At 46.6% G+C, this 24,306-nt stretch carries 24 protein-coding genes and 1 pseudogene; 8 read left to right on the forward strand and 17 right to left on the reverse strand.

Annotated elements, in window-relative coordinates; all coding sequences use genetic code 11:
- Positions 1–12: 12 nt before the first annotated feature.
- From B3K91_RS01500 to B3K91_RS01520, 5 genes are read right to left on the reverse strand one after another with little or no spacing between them, the layout of a single operon-like run.
- Positions 13–1,119 (reverse strand): GTPase, encoded by a 1,107-nt coding sequence (locus tag B3K91_RS01500; RefSeq protein WP_292589323.1) that lies wholly within the window; start codon positions 1,117–1,119, stop codon positions 13–15.
- Complete coding sequence (locus tag B3K91_RS01505; protein ID WP_292591990.1) at positions 1,116–2,168, reverse strand: YqeG family HAD IIIA-type phosphatase; 1,053 nt, start codon at positions 2,166–2,168, stop codon at positions 1,116–1,118. Before B3K91_RS01505 ends, B3K91_RS01500 begins: the two co-directional genes overlap by 4 nt.
- Positions 2,146–2,388 carry a DUF4911 domain-containing protein gene (locus tag B3K91_RS01510; RefSeq protein ID WP_103134002.1) on the reverse strand — a complete coding sequence of 81 codons (243 nt, stop codon included), beginning with the start codon at positions 2,386–2,388 and terminating at the stop codon, positions 2,146–2,148. Before B3K91_RS01510 ends, B3K91_RS01505 begins: the two co-directional genes overlap by 23 nt.
- A 9-nt stretch (positions 2,389–2,397) precedes the next feature.
- A complete protein-coding gene (locus B3K91_RS01515) occupies positions 2,398–3,684 on the reverse strand; it encodes a PhoH family protein (protein ID WP_214060133.1) in 1,287 nt (428 codons plus the stop codon).
- A gap of 2 nt (positions 3,685–3,686) precedes the next feature.
- Positions 3,687–4,244, reverse strand: coding sequence for a 3'-5' exonuclease (locus tag B3K91_RS01520; RefSeq protein WP_099828999.1), 558 nt, complete (start codon positions 4,242–4,244; stop codon positions 3,687–3,689).
- 77 nt (positions 4,245–4,321) lie between these two features.
- Between B3K91_RS01520 and B3K91_RS01525 the strand changes: the two genes are divergently transcribed.
- Together B3K91_RS01525 and B3K91_RS01530 are read left to right on the forward strand one after the other, a co-directional pair.
- Complete coding sequence (locus B3K91_RS01525) at positions 4,322–4,639, forward strand: polyhydroxyalkanoic acid system family protein (RefSeq protein ID WP_292591992.1); 318 nt, start codon at positions 4,322–4,324, stop codon at positions 4,637–4,639.
- A gap of 3 nt (positions 4,640–4,642) precedes the next feature.
- Positions 4,643–5,395 (forward strand): histidinol-phosphatase HisJ family protein, encoded by a 753-nt coding sequence (locus tag B3K91_RS01530; protein WP_292589313.1) that lies wholly within the window; start codon positions 4,643–4,645, stop codon positions 5,393–5,395.
- 3 nt (positions 5,396–5,398) lie between these two features.
- Here the strand turns inward: B3K91_RS01530 and murJ are convergent, their stop codons facing one another.
- Positions 5,399–6,907, reverse strand: coding sequence for a murein biosynthesis integral membrane protein MurJ (gene murJ, locus B3K91_RS01535; protein WP_292589311.1), 1,509 nt, complete (start codon positions 6,905–6,907; stop codon positions 5,399–5,401).
- A gap of 154 nt (positions 6,908–7,061) precedes the next feature.
- On the opposite strand from murJ, the gene wecB reads away from it, so the two are divergent.
- Positions 7,062–8,168 carry a non-hydrolyzing UDP-N-acetylglucosamine 2-epimerase gene (gene wecB, locus B3K91_RS01540; RefSeq protein WP_292589309.1) on the forward strand — a complete coding sequence of 369 codons (1,107 nt, stop codon included), beginning with the start codon at positions 7,062–7,064 and terminating at the stop codon, positions 8,166–8,168.
- Between the two features lie 16 nt (positions 8,169–8,184).
- Here the strand turns inward: wecB and B3K91_RS01545 are convergent, their stop codons facing one another.
- From B3K91_RS01545 to B3K91_RS01565, 5 genes are all read right to left on the reverse strand, one after another.
- The gene (locus tag B3K91_RS01545) at positions 8,185–8,883 is read right to left on the reverse strand and encodes a DUF2461 domain-containing protein (RefSeq protein ID WP_292591993.1); all 699 of its coding nucleotides are present in this window, start codon (positions 8,881–8,883) and stop codon (positions 8,185–8,187) included.
- Positions 8,880–9,635, reverse strand: a complete 756-nt coding sequence (locus tag B3K91_RS01550; protein ID WP_292593880.1) for a PHP domain-containing protein — start codon at positions 9,633–9,635, stop codon at positions 8,880–8,882. The genes B3K91_RS01545 and B3K91_RS01550 overlap by 4 nt, the downstream gene beginning before the upstream one ends.
- Positions 9,636–9,661: 26 nt before the next feature.
- Positions 9,662–10,561: a tyrosine-type recombinase/integrase gene (locus B3K91_RS01555; protein WP_214060730.1), complete on the reverse strand. Its 900-nt coding sequence runs from the start codon at positions 10,559–10,561 to the stop codon at positions 9,662–9,664.
- 214 nt (positions 10,562–10,775) lie between these two features.
- Entirely contained in the window at positions 10,776–11,717 is a 942-nt protein-coding gene (locus B3K91_RS01560; RefSeq protein ID WP_213918883.1) for a hypothetical protein, read from the reverse strand.
- Between the two features lie 173 nt (positions 11,718–11,890).
- Entirely contained in the window at positions 11,891–12,748 is an 858-nt protein-coding gene (locus tag B3K91_RS01565; RefSeq protein WP_292591997.1) for a carbohydrate kinase family protein, read from the reverse strand.
- Positions 12,749–12,847: 99 nt separating this feature from the next.
- On the opposite strand from B3K91_RS01565, the gene B3K91_RS01570 reads away from it, so the two are divergent.
- Both B3K91_RS01570 and B3K91_RS13650 read left to right on the forward strand, forming a co-directional pair.
- Positions 12,848–14,089: a glycoside hydrolase family 1 protein gene (locus B3K91_RS01570; RefSeq protein WP_292593882.1), complete on the forward strand. Its 1,242-nt coding sequence runs from the start codon at positions 12,848–12,850 to the stop codon at positions 14,087–14,089.
- Between the two features lie 50 nt (positions 14,090–14,139).
- A complete protein-coding gene (locus tag B3K91_RS13650; protein ID WP_414674579.1) occupies positions 14,140–14,463 on the forward strand; it encodes a DUF3795 domain-containing protein in 324 nt (107 codons plus the stop codon).
- A 24-nt stretch (positions 14,464–14,487) separates the two neighbouring features.
- On the opposite strand, the gene yihA is transcribed toward B3K91_RS13650, so the two are convergent.
- The 6 genes and pseudogenes from yihA to B3K91_RS01600 form a co-directional block, all read right to left on the reverse strand.
- The gene (gene yihA, locus B3K91_RS01575) at positions 14,488–15,060 is read right to left on the reverse strand and encodes a ribosome biogenesis GTP-binding protein YihA/YsxC (RefSeq protein ID WP_414674168.1); all 573 of its coding nucleotides are present in this window, start codon (positions 15,058–15,060) and stop codon (positions 14,488–14,490) included.
- The gene (gene lon / locus B3K91_RS01580; RefSeq protein WP_292593884.1) at positions 15,041–17,416 is read right to left on the reverse strand and encodes an endopeptidase La; all 2,376 of its coding nucleotides are present in this window, start codon (positions 17,414–17,416) and stop codon (positions 15,041–15,043) included. Before lon ends, yihA begins: the two co-directional genes overlap by 20 nt.
- Before the next feature lie 4 nt (positions 17,417–17,420).
- Positions 17,421–17,975, reverse strand: coding sequence for a tRNA (adenosine(37)-N6)-threonylcarbamoyltransferase complex ATPase subunit type 1 TsaE (tsaE, locus tag B3K91_RS01585; RefSeq protein WP_292593886.1), 555 nt, complete (start codon positions 17,973–17,975; stop codon positions 17,421–17,423).
- Positions 17,933–19,271, reverse strand: a pseudogene (locus B3K91_RS01590) (FGGY family carbohydrate kinase). Before B3K91_RS01590 ends, tsaE begins: the two are co-directional and overlap by 43 nt.
- A gap of 10 nt (positions 19,272–19,281) precedes the next feature.
- Positions 19,282–20,355: a DUF362 domain-containing protein gene (locus tag B3K91_RS01595; protein ID WP_214061419.1), complete on the reverse strand. Its 1,074-nt coding sequence runs from the start codon at positions 20,353–20,355 to the stop codon at positions 19,282–19,284.
- Positions 20,279–20,596: a hypothetical protein gene (locus B3K91_RS01600; protein ID WP_292593889.1), complete on the reverse strand. Its 318-nt coding sequence runs from the start codon at positions 20,594–20,596 to the stop codon at positions 20,279–20,281. Before B3K91_RS01600 ends, B3K91_RS01595 begins: the two co-directional genes overlap by 77 nt.
- A 149-nt stretch (positions 20,597–20,745) precedes the next feature.
- Here B3K91_RS01600 and B3K91_RS01605 point away from each other — a divergent pair, with 149 nt between their 5' ends.
- The 3 genes from B3K91_RS01605 to B3K91_RS01615 all read left to right on the forward strand — a co-directional run bounded on the left by B3K91_RS01605 (position 20,746) and on the right by B3K91_RS01615 (position 24,254).
- Positions 20,746–21,294, forward strand: a complete 549-nt coding sequence (locus tag B3K91_RS01605) for a 3'-5' exonuclease (protein ID WP_292593890.1) — start codon at positions 20,746–20,748, stop codon at positions 21,292–21,294.
- Positions 21,295–21,520: 226 nt separating this feature from the next.
- The gene (locus tag B3K91_RS01610; RefSeq protein ID WP_292593891.1) at positions 21,521–23,674 is read left to right on the forward strand and encodes a ribonucleoside triphosphate reductase; all 2,154 of its coding nucleotides are present in this window, start codon (positions 21,521–21,523) and stop codon (positions 23,672–23,674) included.
- Positions 23,592–24,254 carry an anaerobic ribonucleoside-triphosphate reductase activating protein gene (locus tag B3K91_RS01615; protein ID WP_214060596.1) on the forward strand — a complete coding sequence of 221 codons (663 nt, stop codon included), beginning with the start codon at positions 23,592–23,594 and terminating at the stop codon, positions 24,252–24,254. Before B3K91_RS01610 ends, B3K91_RS01615 begins: the two co-directional genes overlap by 83 nt.
- The last annotated feature ends 52 nt before the right edge of the window (positions 24,255–24,306 follow it).

The raw sequence follows: 24,306 nt of genomic DNA on the forward strand, positions 1-24,306 counted from the left end.
AAACACCTCCAGTTATCTATTCTTCTTGAACTTCTTAGAACCCACGAGCCCTTTTCTCACTTTCAAAGCTACGTTCTTAGGCCTGGTTAGACCTATTGTAAGTGGACCTTTAGCTACGTTTATCCACCCCAGGCCGCATATGTGAAGCTCCTGACCAGTACGAAGCCTGAATTCCTTAGCCTCCCATCTATACTTACCTCTTTTCGATCTATCAAAGGGAGGTCTCAGTATATCGCCGAACCAACTATCCCATTCTTTGGCAGCGGTGTTCGGGTTAGTTTCATGCACCGAGACGCTCTCCGGGACAAAAGTATGAAATATCCCGACTGGATCGCTCTGATTCTTCGCGTCTATCTTCACGAATCCGCCAAGGAAAACCGTTCGAACATCATGAAATTGAAAAGTAGATTTTTTGAGTCTTTTTCTGGCAAGAAGCCTGCTCTGATCCTCGGTACTCATCAAATCCGTCAACCTGTCGTTCGTGAAAATCCCCGGAGTATCGTAAACGGTCACAGCTGAGTTTTTCAGAGTCTTCGAAGCTACCTCTACAGTTGTTCCGGGGAAACGGCTCACTATTATCTCTTCTGAACGCATGAGCCCATTCAGAAGAGAGGACTTTCCAACATTAGTCACTCCTATCGAGACAAACTCCTCCGCTGCGGACTTCAGATAGGCGTAAAGCGAATTCAGTCCGTACTTGCCCAGTACAGAGACGGGTCTCACTCTGCTCACAGGCTCTTTGATAATGTCCGACGCCCACTCCCTTATCTCTTCAACCTTCACCTCTTTGGGAAGGAGATCTATCTTGTTTAAAACATAGTGAACGGAATGGTTCTTGAGTAGTTGAGAAATATCCTTCCTGTAGGTGCCGTCAAAATCGGAGATATCGATTACGTAAATCACTTCTCGCGCAAGCTTCAGGTACTCGTTAAGGTTATCGAGTGTATGTGACACGGAATCATTCTCAGGCAAAGAACTATAGTGCTTTATCAAGAAACACCTTCGGCACATTATCTCCTTGCCAGCCTGGAGCCTCGATTCCAAAACCAATTCAGGTAGGTATCCCAGTTCTTCCGGGTCTTCATGCTGCAGTTCCACACCACATCCGCTACATCTCATCTATCAAGCACCTCCACCTCCGGATGCTTTTTCATTTTGCTTAGAAGAAGACCTTCAGCCATTCTTACAAGCTTCGTCCAGAAGAATTCTCTCTCCGAAATAGGTTCGACCTTTATTGTGTACGCCCCTAGAAGATTACCCATAATCATATCTGTGAAGAGCTGGTCTCCCACTACCACTGTCTTGTATGATGGAATATCAAAGTCCTTAAGCACTCGTTTCGCTTTGAATGTCAGAGGCTTTCTAGCTCGGCTGATTACCCTTATTGAATCCAGCTCATCATCGATTCTGCCGAGCCTGCCCGGCTTGCCATTCGAAATTAGAACGACCTCCATACCCAGTCTTTCCACTCTGCTGAGAAGCAACCGTTTCTCCTTCGAGATCGAGCTTGCTCCCCAGGGCTCAAGGGTATTGTCGAAATCGAAGATCACAAGTTTATAACCGGACTCCTTCAACGCATCAAAATCAATGTCCATAACGCCTTCGGCAAACAAATGAGGCGTGGCCAGCCTTCCCGTTCTGAAGATCCAGCCAATACTGAAGAAGAAGACAAAATAAGCTGCAATCGTCATCTTCCCCAGAAGCCTCTTATACCACTTCTGGCTAATATCGACCAGTGGTGCCACCAAGATTGAATACATCCCCATTCTGTTCCCCGCAATAATATCTGTGAAGAAAAGGTCTCCTATTATTACTGTCTTCTCAGGCCGCGACTTCATATCGCTCAGAACCTTCCGGAGTTCCTTGGTACCGGGCTTCCTCATCGAGTGATAAATCCTGAGTTTTTCTCCAAAGAGGTCTCTTAGGTTCCTCACTCTGGATTGCGGACCGTTTGTGACAACAGCGACCTTCATCCCGGCAGCTATGAGATCGTCGATTACCGACTTATTCCTCATATCGAACGGCTCTCTCCAGACTGCTATCGTGTTGTCGTAGTCAAAGAGAATGGTGTTGTAACCTAGCCTCCGGAGCTTGTCGTAGTCTATCTTCCTCACATTCTCGGCTTTGTCGTTTGGTACGGCACTATCAAGTATGTCCAGGATTCGCACGAATCTCCACCACTTCCAAATCTATCCGCTTCTTGATACTCTGAAGGAAACTCTTAAGTTCCTCCAGCAGATCAGCAGGAACGATGATTTTGAGTAGACCTTCATCTGTAACATGCCTTATATTCATCAGATTGTCTTCTGCTTCCGCAATATAACACAATACGTGGATGTCTTCCGGCCTGATCCTAATAAAGAGATCATACTCCAGTGCTTCATTCATCCGACAACCTCACAGCAGCTCGGCAGCCAGACTCGCCAGTTCAGAGCGCTCACCCTTTGTAAGGGTCACGTGGCCCGCAAGCGATTTGTTTGTCAGCCTTGAAGCGGAGTAGGTCAACCCATTACTGTATGCATCAAGGTATGAATTATCAATCTGATAGGGGTCGCCGATCACGACTATCTTCGTGTTTTCGCCCACCCTCGTAATAATCGTCTTGACTTCGTGAGGCGAAAGATTCTGGGCCTCATCGATGATGAAGTATTGATTGGGAATGGACCTCCCCCTAATGTAACTTAAAACCTCTACCTGAAGTTGCTCTCCCTTCTTCATGAAGGCATTCAGGTCCATGTGGCGGTTGTTGAACAACATATAGAGATTGTCGTATATGGGAGTCATCCACGGGTTGATCTTCTCTTCCATCGAACCGGGAAGATAGCCGATGTCCTGGCCCATTGGAATGATCGGCCTTGCCACCAGGAGCCTCTCGTACTTCTTCTCATCCACTACTTTTCTCAACCCGCAGGCAAGAGAGATTAGTGTCTTTCCGGTGCCGGCCATTCCAGGTATGAACACGACCCTTATGCTATCGTCCAATAGAAGCTCCATTGCCATCATCTGCTCGCGGTTTCTCGGTTTTATACCCCAACTGCCAGACTCCATCGATACTTCAAGAGGAACTATCTTCTTCCCGTCCGGTACAACTCTTCCGAAAATCTCTCGTCCGAAATCAACAAACTCATTCGCCCCGACAGGTTCTGGCAGTCTTCCAGTTGAGAGCTCGTCCTTATTTATGAATTCATCCCTGAGAGAAGCATCATCTACTGTCGTTATGCCTGAAAGCTTGTCGTCGATCTCTACCTTGTCATGCAAATAGTCTTCTGCTTTAAGTCCCATAATATCTGCCTTTACTCGCATGTTTATGTCTTTGCTGACTAAAATGACAGGTAGTTTCTCTACGAGATTAAGCTCCATCATGTAAAGCAGAATGGCGTTGTCTTTGTAGTCGTTTGCAGCAAAAGGCGGCAGCTTGCTCTTGAATTCGTTGAACACTGCAATACGCAGTGTACCTCCTGATTCAAGCCTTATCCCCTCTGTGAGTCTCCCTTTCGATCTCAAGGAATCGAGAAACCTGTTAACCTTCCTTGCATTCTGACCGACAGAACCTGAGTTCTTCTTCAATTTATCTATCTCTTCCAGAACGGGAAAGGGAATAATAATGTTATTGTCCTCGAAATTAACAAAGCAATACGGATCGTGAACCAGAACGTTGGTGTCGAGAATGAAATCCTTAATCAAACCTAACCCCTCCACTTCTTTTCATATTTGATCATTTCGAATACTCCGCCCAGTCTCCTAGCCAAGGCAAGGAAGACCTTCGCCGTTACCCTCGCATCGTCCATAGCTCTGTGAGTAGGAACATCTCTTATCTTCAATCTCTTGGCAATATTGGTGAGGCTGTATGGACCTTCGAAAAAAACCTCATGAGCGATGTCAATCGTGTCTATATAGTTGTTTACGAGTGGCAGCACTCCCGTTTCCTTCGATGCGATATCGAAGAAAGTCATATCGTTCACGATGTTGTGCCCAACGAGTGTCGCCCCACCAACATAGTCGCGAAATCTTGGAAAGACCTCTGCCATAGTGGGCTCTTCCGACACATCTTCGTTCTTCAGTCCATGAATCCCAGTTATTTGCGCCGGTATCTTAACAAGTGGATTCACAAGAGACTGGAATGAGAGATTGTGCAGGATTTTGTTCCCATACACCGGGATTGCCGCTATTTCGAGAATTCTATCACCAGAGAGCGGACTGGACCCGGTGGTCTCCGTGTCAATGACTAAGTAGATCTTCTTCATTTCAAACCCTCCGTGAAAATTCTACCATGAGAACTGCTTACACTCCTGACCACTTGTTTACTATACAATTGAGTGAGGTGATCCAATTGAAAGAGCTATCAGTAACTGTAAATCATGATCTGGGCAGTGAGAACGCCAAGAAGAAGTTAATGAGAAGAATCGAAGAGCTTAAGAGTGATTATGAAGGGAAGTTCACTCTGGACTCGTCCTGGAAAGATGATTTTCTCGAGTTTCATCTGAAAGCGGCAGGGATTAAGACCGATGGCTATTTGAATGTCACTGAAAGCGAAGTATCTGTTAGTGGAACTCTTCCCATTTCTCTAGCCGTATTCAGAGGGAAGATCGAAAAGACATTGAAGGCAGAACTTGAGAAGCTTCTAAGTGACGGTGACTGAGAATTGCCGATAGATCTTCACAATCATAGCTTGTTTTCTCCAGACAGCGACACGCCTATAGAAGAGATAGTGAAAGAAGCCACTGGAAAGGGCTTGAAAGTGATAGGCATCTCCGATCATGACGATCTCGACACTTCTTTCCCACTCAGCTACAGGCTCAAGGATCCGGAGAGCTATCTGGAGAGTCTCTCCACCCTAAAAGAGAAATCGAACATAAAGGTTCTATCCGGACTTGAAGTGGGTCTCCAGTCATGCGCTAAGATACCGCCTGATGGAGACTTCGATTACTTCATCTATTCGGTACATGGAGTACCGGGAGTAACTGATCTTTCGGTAGAGAACCTTTGGACGCTCTACCTGGAAGAGGCTATCGAGGCGATTTCGGAAATAGAGAGGCCAGGCTTCTTCGGTCACATAGATTTTCTGAGAAGGTATATTCCAGGTCATAGACCTCTTGATAATCGAATTCTTCTGGACGAATTACTGAAAAGGCTTATTCGAGTTGGAATCGGAATAGAGATTAACACATCCGGCTGGCGGTACCCGTACAAAGAACCGAGTCCGCAGCGCTGGATCGTGGAGAGGTATGTTTCTCTTGGGGGAAGGGTCATAACTGCCGGGTCGGATTCTCACCGCAAGGAGGACGTTGGCAGCTACATACACGACGCCGTCTCTTTGCTAAAGGAGATTGGCGTGAAAGAGATCTTCTACTGTGAAAGGATGGAGTATGTTCCCATCCAGCTCCAGGAGATCTAGAGACTAACTTTCTCTTCCTCTCAGCAGATTCTTGAATTTCATTAAGTTACCAAGCCCGAGAATTCTTATAAATAGAAAGTACACTGCGGTCCCTGCAGTCAGAGTTATCAACGTTGAAATAGATCCCGTTCCAAAGACTGCCTTCCCAAAAAGCATTAGTCCGGACATGACAAGAGAAGCAACGATGATTTTCAGCATGGCCGTTACCTTCGCCTTTTCATATCCGGTCCATCTGAGGAGTGCTGCCGATACGATGACTGTACCGACAATTCCCGCAATACTTGTCGCTAGTGCCACACCCAAAGGTCCTATTGTAAAGCCGAGCAATATATCGAGAACCACATTCACACCAACCATGATCGCAGAGATTATTGTGGGCGTCCTGGGGCTCTTCCTTGCATAATATGCCCTTGATAGAACACCGTAAGATCCATAGAAAGGAAGTCCCAGAGTGTACCCGTAAAGGAGGGTTGTGGTTAAGGCCGTATCTGCAGGAGTGAATGAACCTCTCTCAAACAGAATGCGGACAATCCCTTCGCCGAGAACAAGAAGTCCCAGCGTTGAGGGGATAATCAAAAAGGCGAGAACGGTTAACGCGTCCCATAGAGAACTCCTGAATTTCTCCTTAGAACCTTCTCCGGTAAGTTTTGAAAGTTTCGGAAGCGCTACCGTGGCCACCGCGATTGCGAAGACGCCGAGAGGAAGCTGATAGAGCCGCTGGGCGTATCCAAGACTCGATACGGCTCCCCTCCCAAGCTCAGTTGACACTCTAATATCGACAAAGGAGTTGATTTCGTTGATCGCCGGGGAAATCGCAGAAAAAAGGAACAGGAGCAAGAAATCCCTGACATCGCTTTTGTTGTAGCCTGGCTTGAAGACAAAACCCTTTGATCTTGCGGAGAGAGCGACCACGCCGAGCTGGATGACTCCTCCGACAAGAAATCCGATCGTAGGACCGACAATTGGAGTTGAGAACCTTCCTGAAAGCAAAATTCCAGCGATCGTCGAGAGATTTATGAACATTGGTGAGACTGCCGCAATGAAAAAGGCATCGAGACTGTTGAGAACACCGCAGTAGACTGCCCAAAGAGATACTAGTACAATAAACGGAAAGGAAATCCTTATAAGTTGAGAGGTCAGTTCAAGAGCTGATTGATCGAAGCCTCCGGCAAAGGCTGAGGCAACCCCGTCAGAGAATAAGCTTCCCGCTGCTGAAATCGCGCCCGAGACAATAACTACGAATATGAGAACGGTAGAAGCGAACATAAAAGCTCTCTCTCTCGAGCTCTTCAGCTTCTCGTTGAATACTGGAACGAAAGCCATCGTCATCGCTCCATCTGCAAAGATCTTTCTGAGAAAGAAGGGAATCATGATCGCAACTAAATATGCGTCGTACTGAGCCGACGTGCCGAAATAGCTGGCAAAAAGGGAGTCTCTGACGAGACCCGTAATTCTTGATAACAACGTTGCTATTGCAAAAAGAGCCGTGCTTCTGACCGTGCTAGCCGTCATAGAAACCTCCAGAGAAGATTATAATACATGGTCGAAGGATTGGATAGGAGAGAAGTCTCAGATGTCCAGTCACGAGCGAAGTTGATAACTATGATATACTGAGCATGGCTATTACGAATGATCCTAAGGAGGGAAAGCCCCAAGGCTGCTGAGTATGAAAAAGGTAGCTCTGATATTCGGAACCAGACCGGAGGCAGTGAAGATGGCTCCTGTCTATCTGGCGCTGAAGAATTCCTCTCTTAGGCCTGTTGTAATTGCTACGGCCCAGCACAGAGAGATGCTCGATCAGGTTCTCTCACTCTTCGGCATAAAACCCGACTTTGATCTGAATATCATGCAACAAAGGCAGTCTCTTTCGGGCCTTACTTCCAGACTGATCGAAAAACTCGACGAGATATATTCGCAGAACAAGTTTGATGCAACGCTCGTTCAGGGTGATACCACATCTACTTTCGCGGGCGCTCTGGTATCTTTCTATCATAAGATCCCAGTTGGTCATGTTGAAGCGGGGCTGAGGACCGCCAACGTTTACGATCCCTTTCCTGAAGAAGTCAACAGAAGGCTCAACGGAGTCATTTCAACGTACCACTATCCTCCAACTGAGAAATCAAAGCTGAACCTGCTTAAAGAAGGAGTGCCTGAAGAAAACATGCTTGTTACAGGCAATACTGTCATCGATGCCCTGCTGTGGGTAACAGGCAACAAGTCCAGGCTTACTTCGAGCTTCAGAGAAGCGCTTGGTGTGGAGGGTGATGACTACATTCTAGTAACCATGCACAGAAGGGAAAACTGGGGAAGACCGATGCAGGAAGTTATGAAAGCAATAAAGGACGTCCTCAACGAGTTCCCCCGGATGAAAGTTGTCTTTCCGGTTCATCTCAATCCTGCCGTCAGAGAAGTTGTCTATCCGGAGCTTGAAGAACACGACAGGGTAGTCTTGACTGATCCGCTAGATTACCTTCCCTTCGTTTCTTTGATGGAGAAATCAAAGCTCATACTGACGGACTCTGGCGGAATCCAGGAAGAGGCCCCTGCTCTTGGAAAGCCGACATTGGTACTGAGGCGCACAACGGAGAGACCAGAAGCGATCGAAGCAGGTACTGCCAAGCTTGTAGGAACAAGTAGAGAAGCCGTCTTCATGGAGACAATGAGACTTCTCAGCGATTCACGGGAATATGAGCGTATGGCGAAGGCTAGAAATCCGTTCGGAGATGGTACTGCGTCAAAAAGGATCTCTGATCACCTCTGTAAAAACCTGTAGATCCATTTACCGACTGCTAATCCTCGCTTGCTTTCATCTTAAGCTCCCAGAAGTATTCGTACAGCTCTGAAAGTGAAGAGAATTTTATCTTCAGATGATCAACTAACGCTGAAGTCATTAGAATGTCGTCTATCTCCCGATTGGCAGCGATGTAGAAGTCTCTATATTGAAACCATTCGAGCAGCTCTTCGGAGACTCCTTCTCTCTTCCGTCTTCTCTTGTACTTCTCTCCGAAAACCGAGAAATCGCTCTCTCTCAGAATACGAGCCTTTTCTGTAAACCTCGATGGATTCTTCGCTATTTCTTCATGGATCTTACTCATAGTCTCTCGAGATGGGAAGTAGAATCCCATACCGTACCGGTATCTGTCGGGAAAGAGCTCAAAAAAGTATCCGGGAGAGTCCTTCCAGTCGGGCCCTGGCACCCTGAAAGTGAACCACATATTGGTTCTGTAGGGAGGCTTTCCCTTGTTGCGCCTTGCATCCCGACTTATCCTGCTTATGGTCTTTCCAACCTGAGGTCTCACTTCCATAAAGGGATCAAGCCTTTCCATGAAGGGCGCAAGTTCACTTACAAGTGCCTTGAAGGGTTCAAGCAAGCACACGCGATACCGATCACGGTTTTTATCCATCCAGGAACGGTTGTTGTTCATCCCGAGATCCATGAGAAATGAAATAGTCTCACCTGAAAATCCCGTGAACTGTCTTTCGCTCATCTCGCCTCCGCAATCGAGTGGGAAACGTAACTACCTTTCTCACAGTAGAATACCTCTTTAACTCCAAGCTTACATAGAAGAGAAACGGCCTGTGAATTGTAGCTCCCCACCTGATATGCTCTATGAGAGTCAGAGCCTATAGTCAGTAGACGTCCTCCGAGTTCGAGGTATCTCTCTACCACCCATGATTGAGGGGTAGGGTCTCCGATTCCGTACATCCAGCCCGAAGTATTGACTTCAAGCCCCACATGACAGGATACCAGCTTCATAAGCAGCTGATCCATCTGCGGTCCGGATCTAGGTGGCTTTGCGTAAGGAATATGCCTTCTGAGGAAATCGAGATGGCCAAGAAAACCCGGTTTCTCGATCAAATCAACTGCTAGAGTCGCCTCGCGAAGGTAGATATCCCAAGGGTCCTCAAGAGTCTTCAGATCTGGCCTTCCCGGAACCGTGTGGACTGAGTAGATGAAGAAATCCATCTCCTCAAAAGGCAAGAGAATACCCTGGGACTGAAGACCCAGTTCAAGCCCGGCAAGTATCTTGATGGGAAACTTTCCCTCAAAGCTCTTGATCTCCTTGAGATAGCCCCCCGTTTCTTCGGGCTGCAAGCAGACTTCCTGAGAGACGTAAGGGTCGAAGTGATCTGATATGCCGACGACATGAAGCCCTTTGAGTGAAGCCGACTGAATGACTTCCTCGACCGTATTCCTTCCGTCTGAAAAAATTGTATGATTGTGAATATCTATCATCATAAGGCTCCGCAATCTATACTAGCATATTAGTCAGAAAGCAATTGTACAGCCGCTCTCTTTTCTCTATCGGTTATATGCAAATATATACTAGTTGTAGAAAGATTAGCATGGCCAAGTAATTCCTGTACTGTTTTTATACTTGCTCCTTTTTGTAGAAGTTGTGTAGCAAAACTATGTCTGAATATATGCGGAGTCACTCGCTTCTCTGGATATACAAGTTTTACTTGTGTATTCAGCACTTTTGGAATAACGTTCCTCGCCATCGGCTCCCCCCGGGTCCCGATAAAGACATGATCCTCATACTCGCTGAGCGGGAAATCCTTCCTTATCTGGAGGTAATCCTCAATTATGGCAAGGACCTGATCGTTCAGAGGAACCTCCCTGTCTCTATTTCCCTTTCCGCTCAGTATTCTTACAGCTGGCGAATTGCCCATCCTAAGATCACCGAGTCTTAGTTTGCATACTTCGCTGACTCTCAGTCCACAGAAGTACATCACCGCCACAATAGCCTTGTTTCTCTTGCCAAGATTGGTTTCCTTGAAAGACGATATGATCTTCATTACCTCATCATGACTTATGTAGTCGGGAATTCTGCGTCTCGTCTTAGGGTTCTTTATGAGCTCCGTAGGGACCTTGCCTACCGTACCGCTTATATAAAGAAATGTATAGAATGACCTAATAGTTGAGAGATTCCTCGAGACGGTAGTTGCAGAGGGCCTCTTCCTGGAGTACTTCCCCTGAGAATACTCCTTCACGAAAAGTTCGATGTCTCTTCTCTTCACCTCTTTAAAATCGGTATTATGACTCTCTAGAAACAACTGAAAGTGGTGAAGATCCGAAAGATATGCTGCGATAGTGTTGAATGACATATTCCTAACATATTCCATATTGTCCTTGAATCTCTCGACGGCTTCGACAAACTCCATACATACCCCCAAATTGTCATACATTATGAGTCATAATAGTAATTATGACTCATATATTGTATTATAACACAGCTCATTCTCTATACGGTGTTCTGTAAGTCTTATTAGAGGCGCATTATAGAATTACATCTCGTATATTGCCCTGTAACGCATTTTTTTTGACAGGATGCATCTTGTACTATCCAAACAGCAAGAAACGAGCGCTAAGAGCCGTTTAACGAGTATTTGTCTGTAATGCTCTCTCAAAGCCCGCTCTGATTTCCGATATTATAGCTCTGTATTTATCTGCAAGTCTATACCTCTTTCCCTCTCGCAGCACAAGCTCTTCCTTGATTCCCGAGTAGTGTTTTGAAAGAGCTCCCATTATAGCGCCCAACGCCATTGGTCCTTTGACCAGTTCGCTCTCGTTCATCTCCAGGAACTGGTTTATTTTCCCCACCAGATCGTCTCCGACCATCGGAGAATCGAGCAAGGAGAACAACATGCCAACTGTAGGAAGTTTCAATCTGTTCATTATGAAGTCTTCCAGTTCCTCTTTTGTCCACTCCTTCTGAAGAGAGACTTGAGGCTTTCGAGCGAGTTCCTTTTTGAAGGCAAGAAGCATCAGCTCCATAAACGAAGATATCCTTTTGTCGTAGTCATCGTCAGTTACAAGAATCGAGGCTACCGAACTTACAGGAAGCTCAATCTGCTCTATCATCGCGAACAACATTCCCAGGCGTCCCACAGTCACGAAGGGCCTACCCAGGTCGATAGCCTCAGGCAGTATGAGCAGCGCATTCCTGGCTACACCCTTTGCTTCTTCGAAGCTGGCGCAGATGATGGCTGCTACTCTTATCTGTATATCCTCCCCGACCTTCCAGATACCCGTGATCTTCTCTCTGCCTGAGTATTTGACGTAATCAACAGAAAAGCCGGAGATCTCGGCCAGTCTGTTGACCAGATCTGCGAAGGCTCTCCCAAGACTCTCAGAATCGCCTTTGAATGTGGGGTAGGCTTCCAGCAACCCGTCAATATCACTAATTACCGTCTCCGGTGTCTTGTATTTCGAAAGGAACTCTCTAATGAACCTGCTCCTACTTGAATGTTCACCACCTTCATCACTGAGCTTGCCAAGTATCCTCACAACATCGACAGATGCAATCTGTGCTGGCATAGTATCACCTCTTACATTATACTAACACAAAAAGAATCACGAGTGACATTGTTTATATATACATGTTCTAAGTTTGTATGCTGATATATACTACTTATATAGAACCGTATATTGCTATACTTTATTATATACATCAAACGTTGCACGGCACTATTAACAACACGCACACAGTATTATACTGGTATATCTAGTATAATGTTATATGTACTGGCTAATCGTTGTATATCCGAATACGAAAAGAATGGACTTGCTCCAGGTCTCGCAACAACCATAGATGCAAGCAAATTTCCTGTCTTCAAGCATTCTGTTTCTGTCCTGCCGGCAAGATATGCATGCAAGAATCCTGCGTTGAAGGAATCTCCCGCTCCCGTTGTATCTACTACCTCTGTGGGAAAGGCGTCTACGCGTTTCCCGTCACTGATCTTTGCTCCCTCCGCTCCAAGAGTAACCACAACAACTTTTGGCTCAGTCTTCAAAAAGCCTCCAAGATGTAGCCATTCGCTCTTGTTAACAAGAAGCACTTCGCATTGCGCAGCAAGATCGGCAACTTCTGCACCTCTTTCAAAGGTCACTATCCCTCCCGGGTTATAAGAAAACCTCGGCTTACGGATCTCCTTCAAGAGATTGATAACTTGATCGGGGGCTATCCCCCCAAAATGGTAGAAGTCAGAGGATACATCAACAGGATAATCGACTTCATTAACACCCCTGTATGTGAACAGGTGTCTTTGGCCGTCTGTAGAAACTGCGGAGAAACAGAATCCCGTCTTTCCTTCTATTCGAGCTAGATACCGAATATCCACCCCTTCTCTTGTCAAAGCCTCAATTGCCATGTCGCCGAACCGATCAGTCCCCACTGCACCCTGCAAAAACACGTTCTTTCTCAACCTACTCAACATGATTGCCGTGTTTGCCGCACTTCCTCCGATAGTGAACATCATTTCCTTAATCCTGTTCTCTTCAACATTTTTACTTTCGTTGATGAAGGCGCTGAGATCTATATTCACGTTGCCAACCACAGATAATCTCATATTCTAACCTCAACTCTTTAGGTAATTTTGGCTTTTGCTTCCTTTCACGATTATAATTGTTTATGAGCGTACAAAAAAATGACGTGGGAGGGTTCGTCTATGCTTTCATTTCCAGACGGGTTCATATGGGGTGTCGCAACGGCCGGTCATCAAATAGAAGGAAGCAATGTCTTTTCTGATTGGTACACATGGGAACATCAGGGAAAGGTCAAGAATGGCGACACTTCCGACATAGCTTGTGGTAGCTGGGAGAATCTCGACAGGGATCTGGAGGCTGTTAAGGCTTTGGGTGTAAAGGCCTACAGATTCTCGGTTGAGTGGGCGAGAATTGAACCGAAAATCAACAGATTTGATGACAGTGTACTAGAAAGATACAGAGATTTCTCTAAGGCGCTTACTGAGAACGGAATCCATCCCATTCTCACTCTCAACCATTTCGTTCTTCCTCAATGGTTCTCGGAGATGGGAGGCTGGGAGAATAAGGAGAACCTGCGTTACTTTCGTCGCTTCGTCTCGAGAATCGTCGAGTCTATGGGCGAGTTCATTCACTACTGGGTCACTGTGAACGAACCGAACGTCTACGCAGTCATGGGCTATTTGACGGGAGAATGGCCGCCGGAAGTCAAGGACATGGGAAGGGCTATGAAAGTCCTCTCTAATCTTCTCTATGTCCACAGCGAGGCATACGACGAAATAAAGGAGTCGAATCCAACGGCGATGATAGGGGTAGCTGTTAATATGATGCCTTTCTTCCCCCTCAGAAAGTTTCATCCAGGAGACAGGCTGGTGGCAAATTATCTGGACAGAGTCTACAACTACAGTTATCTTGATAGTCTGATGAAGGGCAGTATAGTTAAGCCGCTCGGCGAAGGAGAAGCGGTGCCTGAGATAGAATCAAAGCTCGATTTCCTGGGCATCAATTACTACACGCGAATCTTCGCCAAGTACTCGAAGCCCCTCCCTGAAATCGCAGCGGGTAATGAATTTGAGAAAACGGAAATGGGGTATGAGTTCTTCCCGCAGGGGATTGAAGAGGTTGTTCTGAAGGCATATAAGAGGTATCGACTGCCGATAATGATCACTGAGAATGGAATTGCCGACAAATCGGACGCACGACGATGGGAGTATATCGAGAAAGCTTTGTCAGGACTAAGAAACGCTATGGATAAGGGAGCCCGTGTATTCGGTTATCTGTACTGGTCACTTATGGACAATTTCGAATGGAAAGAAGGTTACTCAATGAAGTTCGGACTCTACGAGACGGTTCAGGAGAGTCTCGAATTGAGGCCTAGAGAGAGCGTTGCAAAATTCAGAGATTTCATCAGGGACAGTCTGAAATAGTACCGACGCAGAAAGCTAAAAGGGGTGTTGCCGAGGCGAAATCGCCGATAATTGCTCCATGTGGTATCGAATGCTCTAGATACGCTATCTTCTTGAGGACCGAAGAAAAGCTGAGCTATTGGAGAAGCAGAAATGTAGATTCGGAACTAGCTAGATGCAGCGGCTGCCAAGCCGGTGAAGGACCTTACCGCTTGACAGAAAGCTGCAACATTTTCGATTGTTGTGTAGCAAAAAGAAACCTGAGTCACTGTTATGAATGTGCAGAGTTCCCTTGCGATGCCCTTAAAGAACGAGCATCAGCCTATCCGCACCACAGATCGGCACTCGGCAGACTCAGGTCGATGAAAGAGAATCTATCAAGAAGACACATCTGATTTTCGATAGTAGCTCATGCGCTACTACTGAATCAGAACTCCTAGTAGCTCTTCGGTTCCCTGCCGTTTCTCTGAAGAAACTGTAAATACCGGAGGTTTTCCCCAAAAGGCAACTTCCCCGGTTATCGATCTTTTCATCTGGAGCTGGCGACTCTTCGATAGTTTGTCGGCCTTTGTCAGAACCAAGACAAAAGGGATGGAATAGTGCGTAAGCCACTCAAGCATCTGCTCGTCTGCCGGCTGCAACGGGTGCCTTATGTCAACGAGCATAACAACGAGAGAGAGGTCTTCTCTCGATTCAAAATAGTCGGTAATCAGCCTCTGCCACTTCTCTCTTTCCGACATAGAGGCCTTGGCATATCCATAACCGGGGAGATCAACGAAATAGATCTCTCCGTTTATTTCATAGAAATTTATCGATCTTGTCTTTCCAGGAGTCGAACTTGTCTTTGCAAGTTTCCTTCCAAACAAAGCGTTCAGCAAAGAAGACTTGCCGACATTTGACCTTCCTGCGAAGGCTATCTCCCTCCTTAATGGAGGGGGATATTCGCCTTTCGTGTATACGGTTCGGACAAGTTCAGCACTCTTCACCATCACCTTGAATCAAAGCCTCCTCTAGTACTTCGCTTATATTCTCAACAAAGACGAATTCCAGTTTCGACTTTATTTCTTCAGGGACTTTATCGAGATCTCTCTTGTTTGCAAGAGGAATCAGAACCTTCTTCATTCTGGCACGGTAAGCTGCCATCAGCTTTTCTTTCAAACCACCAATGGGCAGTACCTTCCCTCTAAGAGTTATCTCCCCAGTCATTGCAATGTCGTTTCTCACTTTTCTTCCGGTGACGGCCGAGACAATCGCCGTCGTGAGAGTAATCCCGGCACTGGGTCCATCCTTGGGAACGGCCCCTTCGGGAACGTGGATATGGAAGTCCTTCTTCTCGAAGATCTCGTTGAACTTCTCATCTCCACAAAGCTTTCTGGCAAGCGACGCCGCGATCTGTGCCGATTCCTTCATAACATCTCCCAGCTGACCTGTTATGATAGTCTTTCCTTTCCCGGAAACGGGCAGGACTTCGATGTACATGATTTCTCCTCCAACCGATGTCCAGGCCAGTCCAGTCGCCACTCCGACCTCTGGATGCTTCCTGAAATCACTCTCTTTGAATAGAGGTGCTCCAAGATACTCTCCCAGTTCATTGACACCGACCGAGATTGAATCGCCGCCCTCAGCTATTTTCAGAGTGGCCTTTCTGATGATTTTCGCCAGATTTCTATCGAGTTCCCTAACTCCGGCTTCTCGTGTGTAATCTCTAATTACGTCTCTTGTTGCGGCCGGTGTTATTTTGAGTCTACCGGCCTTCATGTTGTGTTCATCGAGAAGCTTCGGCAATATATGCTCCCTGGCTATGTGATACTTCTCAGACTCCGTATAGCCTGGAATCTCGATAATCTCCATCCTGTCTTTCAGAGCGGCAGGGATCGAATAGAGAACGTTTGCCGTGGTAATGAACAGGACTCTGGAAAGGTCAAAAGGCACTTCCAGAAAATGATCGGTAAAACTGTTGTTCTGCTCGGGATCAAGGACCTCGAGAAGAGCAGAAGCAGGGTCTCCTTGAAAACTGATTCCCATCTTGTCGACTTCATCCAGCACGATTACCGGATTTCTGGTCTTCAGCTTTCTGATCATCTGCATAATTCTGCCGGGAAGCGCTCCTACATAAGTACGTCTGTGGCCCCTTATTTCTGCCTCGTCTCTCATGCCTCCCAACGAGATTCTACCGAACTTCCTTCCCATAGCCTCGGAAACAGACCGACCAAGTGAAGTCTTCCCAACACCCGGAGGCCCAACGAGGCAAAGAATCGGAGCGCGTAGGTTCTTCGAAAACCTCCTGGCCGCCAGGAATTCAAGGATCCTTTCCTTCACATCGTCCAGTCCATAATGATTGTTATCAAGAGTCTTTCTGACGTCCTTGATCACTATCTCATCATCTGTCTCTTCCTGCCAAGGGAGGTTCAACAACCAATCGAGATAGGTTCTCACAACCGTCGCTTCCGGAGAATATGGGGACATCTTTTCCAGTCTCGAGATCTCTTGCTCTGCCTTTTCCTTTACCTCCTGAGGAAGCTCGCCGGACTCGGCCATCTCTTTAAGCTCTTTGATTTCCTCGTCTTCTTCGCCCTCGAGCTCCTCCTGGATCGCTCTCATCTTCTCTCTCAGGTAGTACTCCTTCTGCCCCTGCTCAATCTTCTCCTTAACCCTTTTGTCTAGTTCTTCCTCTAGAGAGAGAATCTCTATCTCTCTTGTAAGTAACTCCATTAGCGTATTGAGACGATCCTTCGCTTCAATTTCCTCGAGAAGACGTTGTTTCTCTTCCAAAGAAAAGGGCACCATTGAGGAAACGAAATCTGCAAACTTGTCTGCATCGGAAGTATCTTCCAGCGCCATTATCGCTTCGTCGGGGAAACGTCTGCTCATCGATACATATCTCAGCGCAAGTTCCTTCACCCTTCGAACCAGCGCCTGAAGCATCTTACTTTTTCTACCCTTGGACTTCAGCTTCTCTGCAACGACGATAAACGTGCTCTCTCCTTCCTCCACTGAAGAGAGCCTGGCTCTTGTCAAACCTTCAACAAGAATCTTGTAGTTCCCATCGGGCATCTTCATCAGCTGTACTATTCTCGCTATCGTTCCAATCTCGAATAGATCCTCGATCTCGGGTTCTTCTTTAGTAATGTCCCTCTGAGAAACGAGAAATACTATCTGATTGAATTTGCCAATTGACTCCTCCAGCGCCGCCAGGGACTTCTCGCGTCCAACATACAACGGCATAACTGAAGAAGGATATACCAACATGTTTGTTCTCGTCGGTATAACCGGCAGTTTGTCGGGTATCTCAATCTTTCGCTCGCTTCCTACAGCAGCCTTTTCAAGCAACTCAAACTTCTGAGCCATCTATTCACCTTCCTTCATTCTTATCTTGATCTATTCTCTTAACCAAACGATCCAAAATGCTCTTCATTCTGCGGCCAAATGGCTTCAATTTCACGGTTCGTTTGAGCTCGTCGAAATGCTCCAGTTCAACTATGAGATAAGGCTCGCAGACATACTTAAAGTAAAGTTTAGGCCATTCTACCGCTAGAACCGTATTGCAATTCATTAGATCGTAGAGAGCTAGATCCAGAACCTCTTCTTCGCCGGTAATCCTGTACAGATCAACATGAATGAGAGCGGGATGCACTCTTGCCGTTTCGACATCGTCGCTTCCGCCAGTCGAGGATCGGCCGGGATAGAAGTTGATAATGTTAAAAGTCGGACTTCTCACGCTATCCTTATCGATTCCCAACCCGCTGGCCAGCGCCTTTACAAACGTCGTTTTTCCACTGCCCAGATCACCGAATAGAAGGACAGTCTCTCCTCCTTCAAGCGCCTCTCCAAGTTCTTGTGCAAAAGTCTCGAGATTTTTCAGCTCTAGTTCGCCCAGTTCATAGACCTTTTCAACGCTTCTTTCCACCTTTTGTACTCTGCCTCCATTGTATCGCCCGAAGGTTCGAAGACAACCTCGCTGATTCTCTTGTTCTTGAGACTATCCTGATCCCATAGATCGGTGCAAATTCCTGCAAGCATTGCAGCNNATTCCCGTTTCTTTTTCCATCAGCTCAAGAATTTCTCTTGTCCTGAAAGCGATGTATTCGAGAACGGCTCTTACTATATGTGCCTTCCTCGTTCCCCTTGTTAGACCGATCATCATGCCTCTCGCTGAGGAGTTCCAGTAAGGAGCTCCCAGCCCTGTCAAGGCACCGGAGAAAAAGACTCCTCCATTGTCACTGACTTCTCTGGCAAGAGGCTCCGTATCTGAAGGGCTGTCAATAATCCCCAGTCCATCTTTCAACCAGCTTATAAGGGCTCCGGTGGCAAATATCGAACCTTCCACAGCGTAGACTGTCTCTTCCGTTGACTTCCAGCCTATTGTCGTAAGCAAGCCATGATCGGAAATCTTTGGTTTGTTTCCAATGTTCATCAATATAAATGAACCAGTCCCATAAGTACATTTCGCGTCACCGGTCTGAAAGGCCGTCTGACCGAACAGCGATGCCTGTTGATCTCCAGCTATTCCCCCGATATTTGGGCCGTAGATCGAAGGACCGAGAAGCTTACTCGATTCCACCACTTCGGGCAGAAACTCTTTCTCCACTCCAAAGAGATTGAGTAGGTCGCGATCCCATTCAAGCTTCTCGATGTTGAACAACATCGTTCTCGACGCGTTCGAGAAATCACAAACATGGAGATTCTCTCTAGTCAGATTCCAGATTAACCAGGAGTCAATCGTACCAAATCTCAATCGCCCTTTTCTTGCCGCCTCTCGAACTACCGGTACATTCTCCAGCAGCCATTCCATCTTCGTCGCGGAGAAATAGGGATCCGGCTTGAGGCCGGTCTTTCGTCTTATCAATTCTCCATGAGACTCTTCAATCTCTCTGCATCTGTCGGCAGTTCTTCTATCCTGCCACACTATTGCGTTGTAGAGCGGCTGATCAGTCACCGAATCCCAGGCAACGACCGTTTCTCTTTGATTTGTGATGCCGATTGCCGCAATTTCCCTGTATGAGATCCTGGCATCCGAGACTACTTTCTCAATTGCACCCATTGTGCTTAAGATGATGTCTCTAGGATCGTGCTCAACCCACCCGGGTTTGGGATAGATCTGCGCAAACTCCTCCTGAGCAACGGCAACTTGATACAGTTCTTCATCAAAAAGAACGGCTTTGCTGCTGCTCGTTCCCTGATCGATAGCAAGAATATACTTCATCTAACCCCTCCTATCTATGAATACGTCTTCTGAAGACGATGGCATCTTCAGGGCAAAGTTCATGGCAAACGTAACAAGCTATGCACTTACCATAATCGATATTGAACCTGCTTACGTCGATTGCTCCAGCCGGACAGGCCCTCTCGCAAACACGACAGCTCACACACTTCTTCCTATCTATTTTCGGAAACTTTGTTACTAATCTCCTCAATAGGGATGCACCGTAAACACCGATTAAATTTGTCTCGGGGAGAGAGAGTTTTTTCGGCTCGACTTCATCTCCGACAACCTTGTAATTTCCTACTAACCCTTTCTCCCTTGCCAAACGGAGAATTGGGACCTTTGAATTTATCACTCCAAAGAGTTCTGCGATGGCATCATCTAGTGCGAAAACATCTTCTGAAATACCAATTATTCCTGGCCTTATAATCCTCCCGTTTGACGGACCGTTGCCATCCATGCCTTCTACGCCGTCGATTATTGTCAGGGACGGCTTCAAATAGCCAGCCAGATCAAGAAGCATAACCGAGAACTCCTTCATGTTTCTTACTCTGAAATGCCAACCCTGCTTCTTAACACCCGGAACACAGCCAAAAAGATTCTTGACCCCGAATGTGACCTGAGTGAGTGAATGTGTCTTGAGCTTCGGAAGATTCACCAGAAGATCGGTTTCAAGAACCGGCCTGGCAATCTCGAAGCTTCTGTACGTACCATGCTCCAGGACTACAGGAACGGGATCATCGAAATCGACAAGTGGAACGCCCAGGTCTTCGCAGACAGAAGCGATCCCGGATGCGTGGGCAGCGACTGCAGTGCTCACGCTTGCCGGAGAATCCCCGATGCTCACCTTGGCTCCCCTCTCCAGGAAGATCTCTGCAACCGCGCGCACAAAAGCAGGATTCGTGGTTACACAGTTTTCCGGAGATCTTGCCGATAGAAGATTCACTTTCAGAAGAACTTTCTTTCCCTGCAGAGTTTCGTTGAACTCGATCAGGTCCAGCCCTTCGCTAATCTTCTTCCTGCACCTTGCGTATTCTGGGCTGCTTAGGACCGCCACCCTTTTCGTTAGATTCTCGTTTTCCATAAATGATCCTCTTCTTTTTCCTTCTATCATCGACTATGCTGGACACCCCTTCGGGCAGCTTCAGCTCGGAAGAAGCAAGAGTCTCCACAATGACCTCTTCAGGAATTGAGGTGACGGCCCAGAGATCTGTGAGATAAAGTCTCTCTCCAGATCTTATCGGAGCTTTTTGAACTGCTGATTCAAGAGCCTTTCTATACCGTTCCCTGATTTCCTCTTCGGAATGATTTACCTTGTCATCCATCGTGGATCACCTCATGAAAATTATACTCTATACGTTGCCCTTGGTTTGGAAAACAGCTCCCATGATCTGTATAATTCTTCACAAGTTTCTTTTTGACCTCATTCTGAAAACCCTCACTTCATTATAAAATCTAAGGGGAGGGAAGTCTATTGGAGTTTGTTGTCCTTGATACTGAAACTACCGGGCTAAGCGTAGAGCGGGGTGCAAGGCTCATAGAAGTGGCTGGAGTGCGAGTGAGAGACTGGAAGGTCAACAGAAACGACACTTTCGAATCACTAATAGACCCCGGGTGCATAATTCCGATTACAATAACTGCCCTGACGGGAATCAGCAATCTCACAGTTAAAGGGAAACCTTCGGTGGCAGACGTATTAAAGGATTTCTATTCCTTCGTGGGCGATTCGACCCTTGTTATCCATAACGCTCTCTTTGATCTCTCGTTTATAAATCACTTCGGCATTAAATCCGGGCTTGGCAAACTGGACAATCCGTATATCGACACGGTAGAAATGTCCAAGACCGTTTTCAGATATGGCAGAAACAATCTGGACATTTTACTTGCCAGACTGGGTATAATTCCCGAATCGCGACACAGGGCGCTTGGAGATGCTCTCGCGACAGCAGACGCTTTTATCGCGATGTTAACTAGAATTGGTAAAAACAACGTAACTCGTTTCATACGGAACGCTCACAAGTAACGATTGCAATCTTTGAATATGCGATCGCCTTTTTCCGGTAATTCTGTGGACCACTGCTGGAAAGTCTTTCACGACAAATCGCAGATTTTTCTCACTGGAAGAACCGGTTTCTTAGTCCAAATGATGCTCTTTTCTTTTTTTGAATTATCCATATATTGTGGTAAAATCATTTTTGGACACAATTTATAGAGCCCTTCATCATTAGCCGATTCATGGAGGTATTGAGATGTTGAATGTAAGAAAAAGGAATGGAGCCATAGTCGAATTCGACCTGGAGAAGATAATCAACGCCATGAAGAAAGCATTTGAGGCGACTGAGACAAATTTTAACGAGGATATTCTTGAGAGGGTTGCGCTAAGGGTAGTAGCCGATTTTCAGCCGAAGGCCACCGATAATCTGGTGGACATTGAGGATATCCAGGATTCCGTTGAAAGAACTTTGGAGAGTCTAGGATTCGCTGACGTCGCCAAAGCCTATATTCTATACAGAAGGCATCGAGAAAAGCTAAGAGAACTCGATTCTTCCATGCTCGATTTCTCTAAGACAGTCAACAGTTATCTTGACATGCTCGACTGGAGAGTTCACGAGAACTCCACAGTAACCTACTCTATCGGCGGTCTGATTCTGCACAACAGTGGAACTGTGACCGCCAATTACTGGCTGAGGGAGGTATACGATCCCCAAATTGGGAATGCCCACCGCGAGGGGGACATTCACATCCATGATCTATCGATGCTCTCGGGCTACTGCGCGGGTTGGAGCCTGAGACAGCTCATAGAAGAAGGACTTGGTGGTGTACGTGGAAAGGTATCCTCCTCACCTGCAAAGCATCTATCAACGCTTGTTAACCAGATGGTCAATTTCCTCGGAATACTTCAGAATGAATGGGCAGGCGCCCAGGCGTTCTCTTCATTCGACACCTATTTGGCCCCATTTGTAAAAGTAGATGACCTCTCTTTGAAGGAAGTAAAACAGAACATTCAGTCTTTCGTTTTCGGAGTAAACACACCTTCGCGATGGGGAACACAGGCCCCCTTCACGAATGTTACTCTTGACTGGGTGGTTCCATCTAAGCTAAAGAGCGAACCTGCTATTGTCGGCGGCAAAGCTATGGACTTCACATATGGTGATTGTCAGGAAGAGATGAAGATGATCAACCGAGCCTTTCTGGAAATTCTCGACGAGGGTGATGCCAACGGACGCGGTTTCCAGTATCCGATACCCACATATAATATTACAAAGGATTTCGATTGGGACAACGAAGACGCCCAGCTTCTATTTGAGATAACCAGCAAATACGGTACTCCATACTTCCAGAACTTCATAAACTCTGATCTGGACCCGGATGATGTCAGAAGTATGTGCTGCAGGCTTCAGCTCGATAAACGAGAACTGAAGAGAAGAGGGGGAGGGCTCTTCGGCTCGGATGAGTTCACTGGGTCTATCGGCGTCGTTACGATAAACTTGCCGAGAATTGCATACCTTAGTAAGAGCGAAGAAGAGTTCTTTGCACGTCTTTCTAAAATGATGGATTTGTCGAGCAGAAGCCTTGAAATAAAGAGATCGGTAGTGGAGAAACTGAACAGTGAAGGCCTTTATCCATACACAAAGAGATATCTGAAGAACTTCGATAACCATTTTTCTACGATTGGCTTGATAGGAATGAATGAAGCAAGTATGAATGCCCGATGGATCTTGAAGACTATAGCCGAAGAAGAGGGCTATCAGTTTGCATTGAGAGTGCTGGACTTCATGAGAAACAGGATGATCGGCTATCAGGAGACAACCGACCATCTCTACAACCTTGAGGCGACACCGGCCGAATCAACGGCTTACAGGCTCGCCAAGATGGACAAAGAGAAATTCCCTCAAATACTTACTGCCGGAAAGGATAACCCGTATTACACAAACTCCTCTCACTTACCGGTAGACTACACAAGAGATATCTTCGCAGCGCTTGATCTGCAGGAGGAACTCCAACAGAAATACACAGGCGGCACCGTATTCCATGCTTTCCTTGGGGAGAGAATCTCCGACTGGCAAACCACTCGGCAGCTGGTAAAGAAGATTGCAGAGAATTATAGAATTCCCTATTTTACTATATCGCCAACCTATTCTGTCTGTCAGAACCACGGATATATAAGAGGTGAACAGTTCACATGTCCCGAATGCGGAAAGCCAACCGAAGTGTATTCAAGGATTACAGGCTACTACAGACCAGTACAGAACTGGAACACTGGAAAACAGGAAGAATTTAAGACGAGAGAGACTTACAGAATTAGGGGAGAGAGAGTAGATGAATTTCGCAGGAATGGAGAGGGTCAGTCTAGTGGACTATCCGGGCAAAGTAGCCCTGACACTGTTTACCTCAAGCTGTAATTTCGACTGTGCTTATTGCCACAATCCTGAACTGAAGAAATCGGTAGAGGAGAAAGTTGGTGAATCAGAGGTCTTCAAGTACCTTGACAGAAGAGCGGCTCTCATTGATGCGGTTGTTATTACCGGGGGGGAGCCTACACTCAGGGCAGATGATCTGATTCCATTTGTCGAAAGACTGAAGGCCCAATTTCCGACTGTGTTGGTTAAGCTCGATACCAATGGCTGGAATTCAGACATTCTCAGGGAGTTCCTGAATGTCATCGACTATGTCGCAGTTGATCTCAAGTCTCTGAACTATGAGCCTTTTTCTACTGTAAATCTGAAGCAAATCCAGAAGAGTATTGAATTGGCAAAGACTTTCTCCACTCATGAGATAAGGATCACAATGTTTCCACCTTACGTTCCCGAAAAGGATTTCGAAGAGCTCGCGAGGATTTGCAGCGGAGCGTCGTTGGTTTCCATTCAGCAGTATAGACCGGTATCCGGGTTTTGCGAATCGCCACCTTATCCGGATTCAGTGTTAAGCGAATTCGCCGACTCGCTCTCTGAATATGTGAAAAACGTTTCCGTTAGGAAGTAAGCTGAAGGACATGGGGTGGCAGAAGAACCGGCCTTTTTTCGTGGCCGGTTCT

This window comes from Mesotoga sp. UBA5847 (genome assembly GCF_002432735.1).
Taxonomy (GTDB): Bacteria; Thermotogota; Thermotogae; order Petrotogales; family Kosmotogaceae; genus Mesotoga.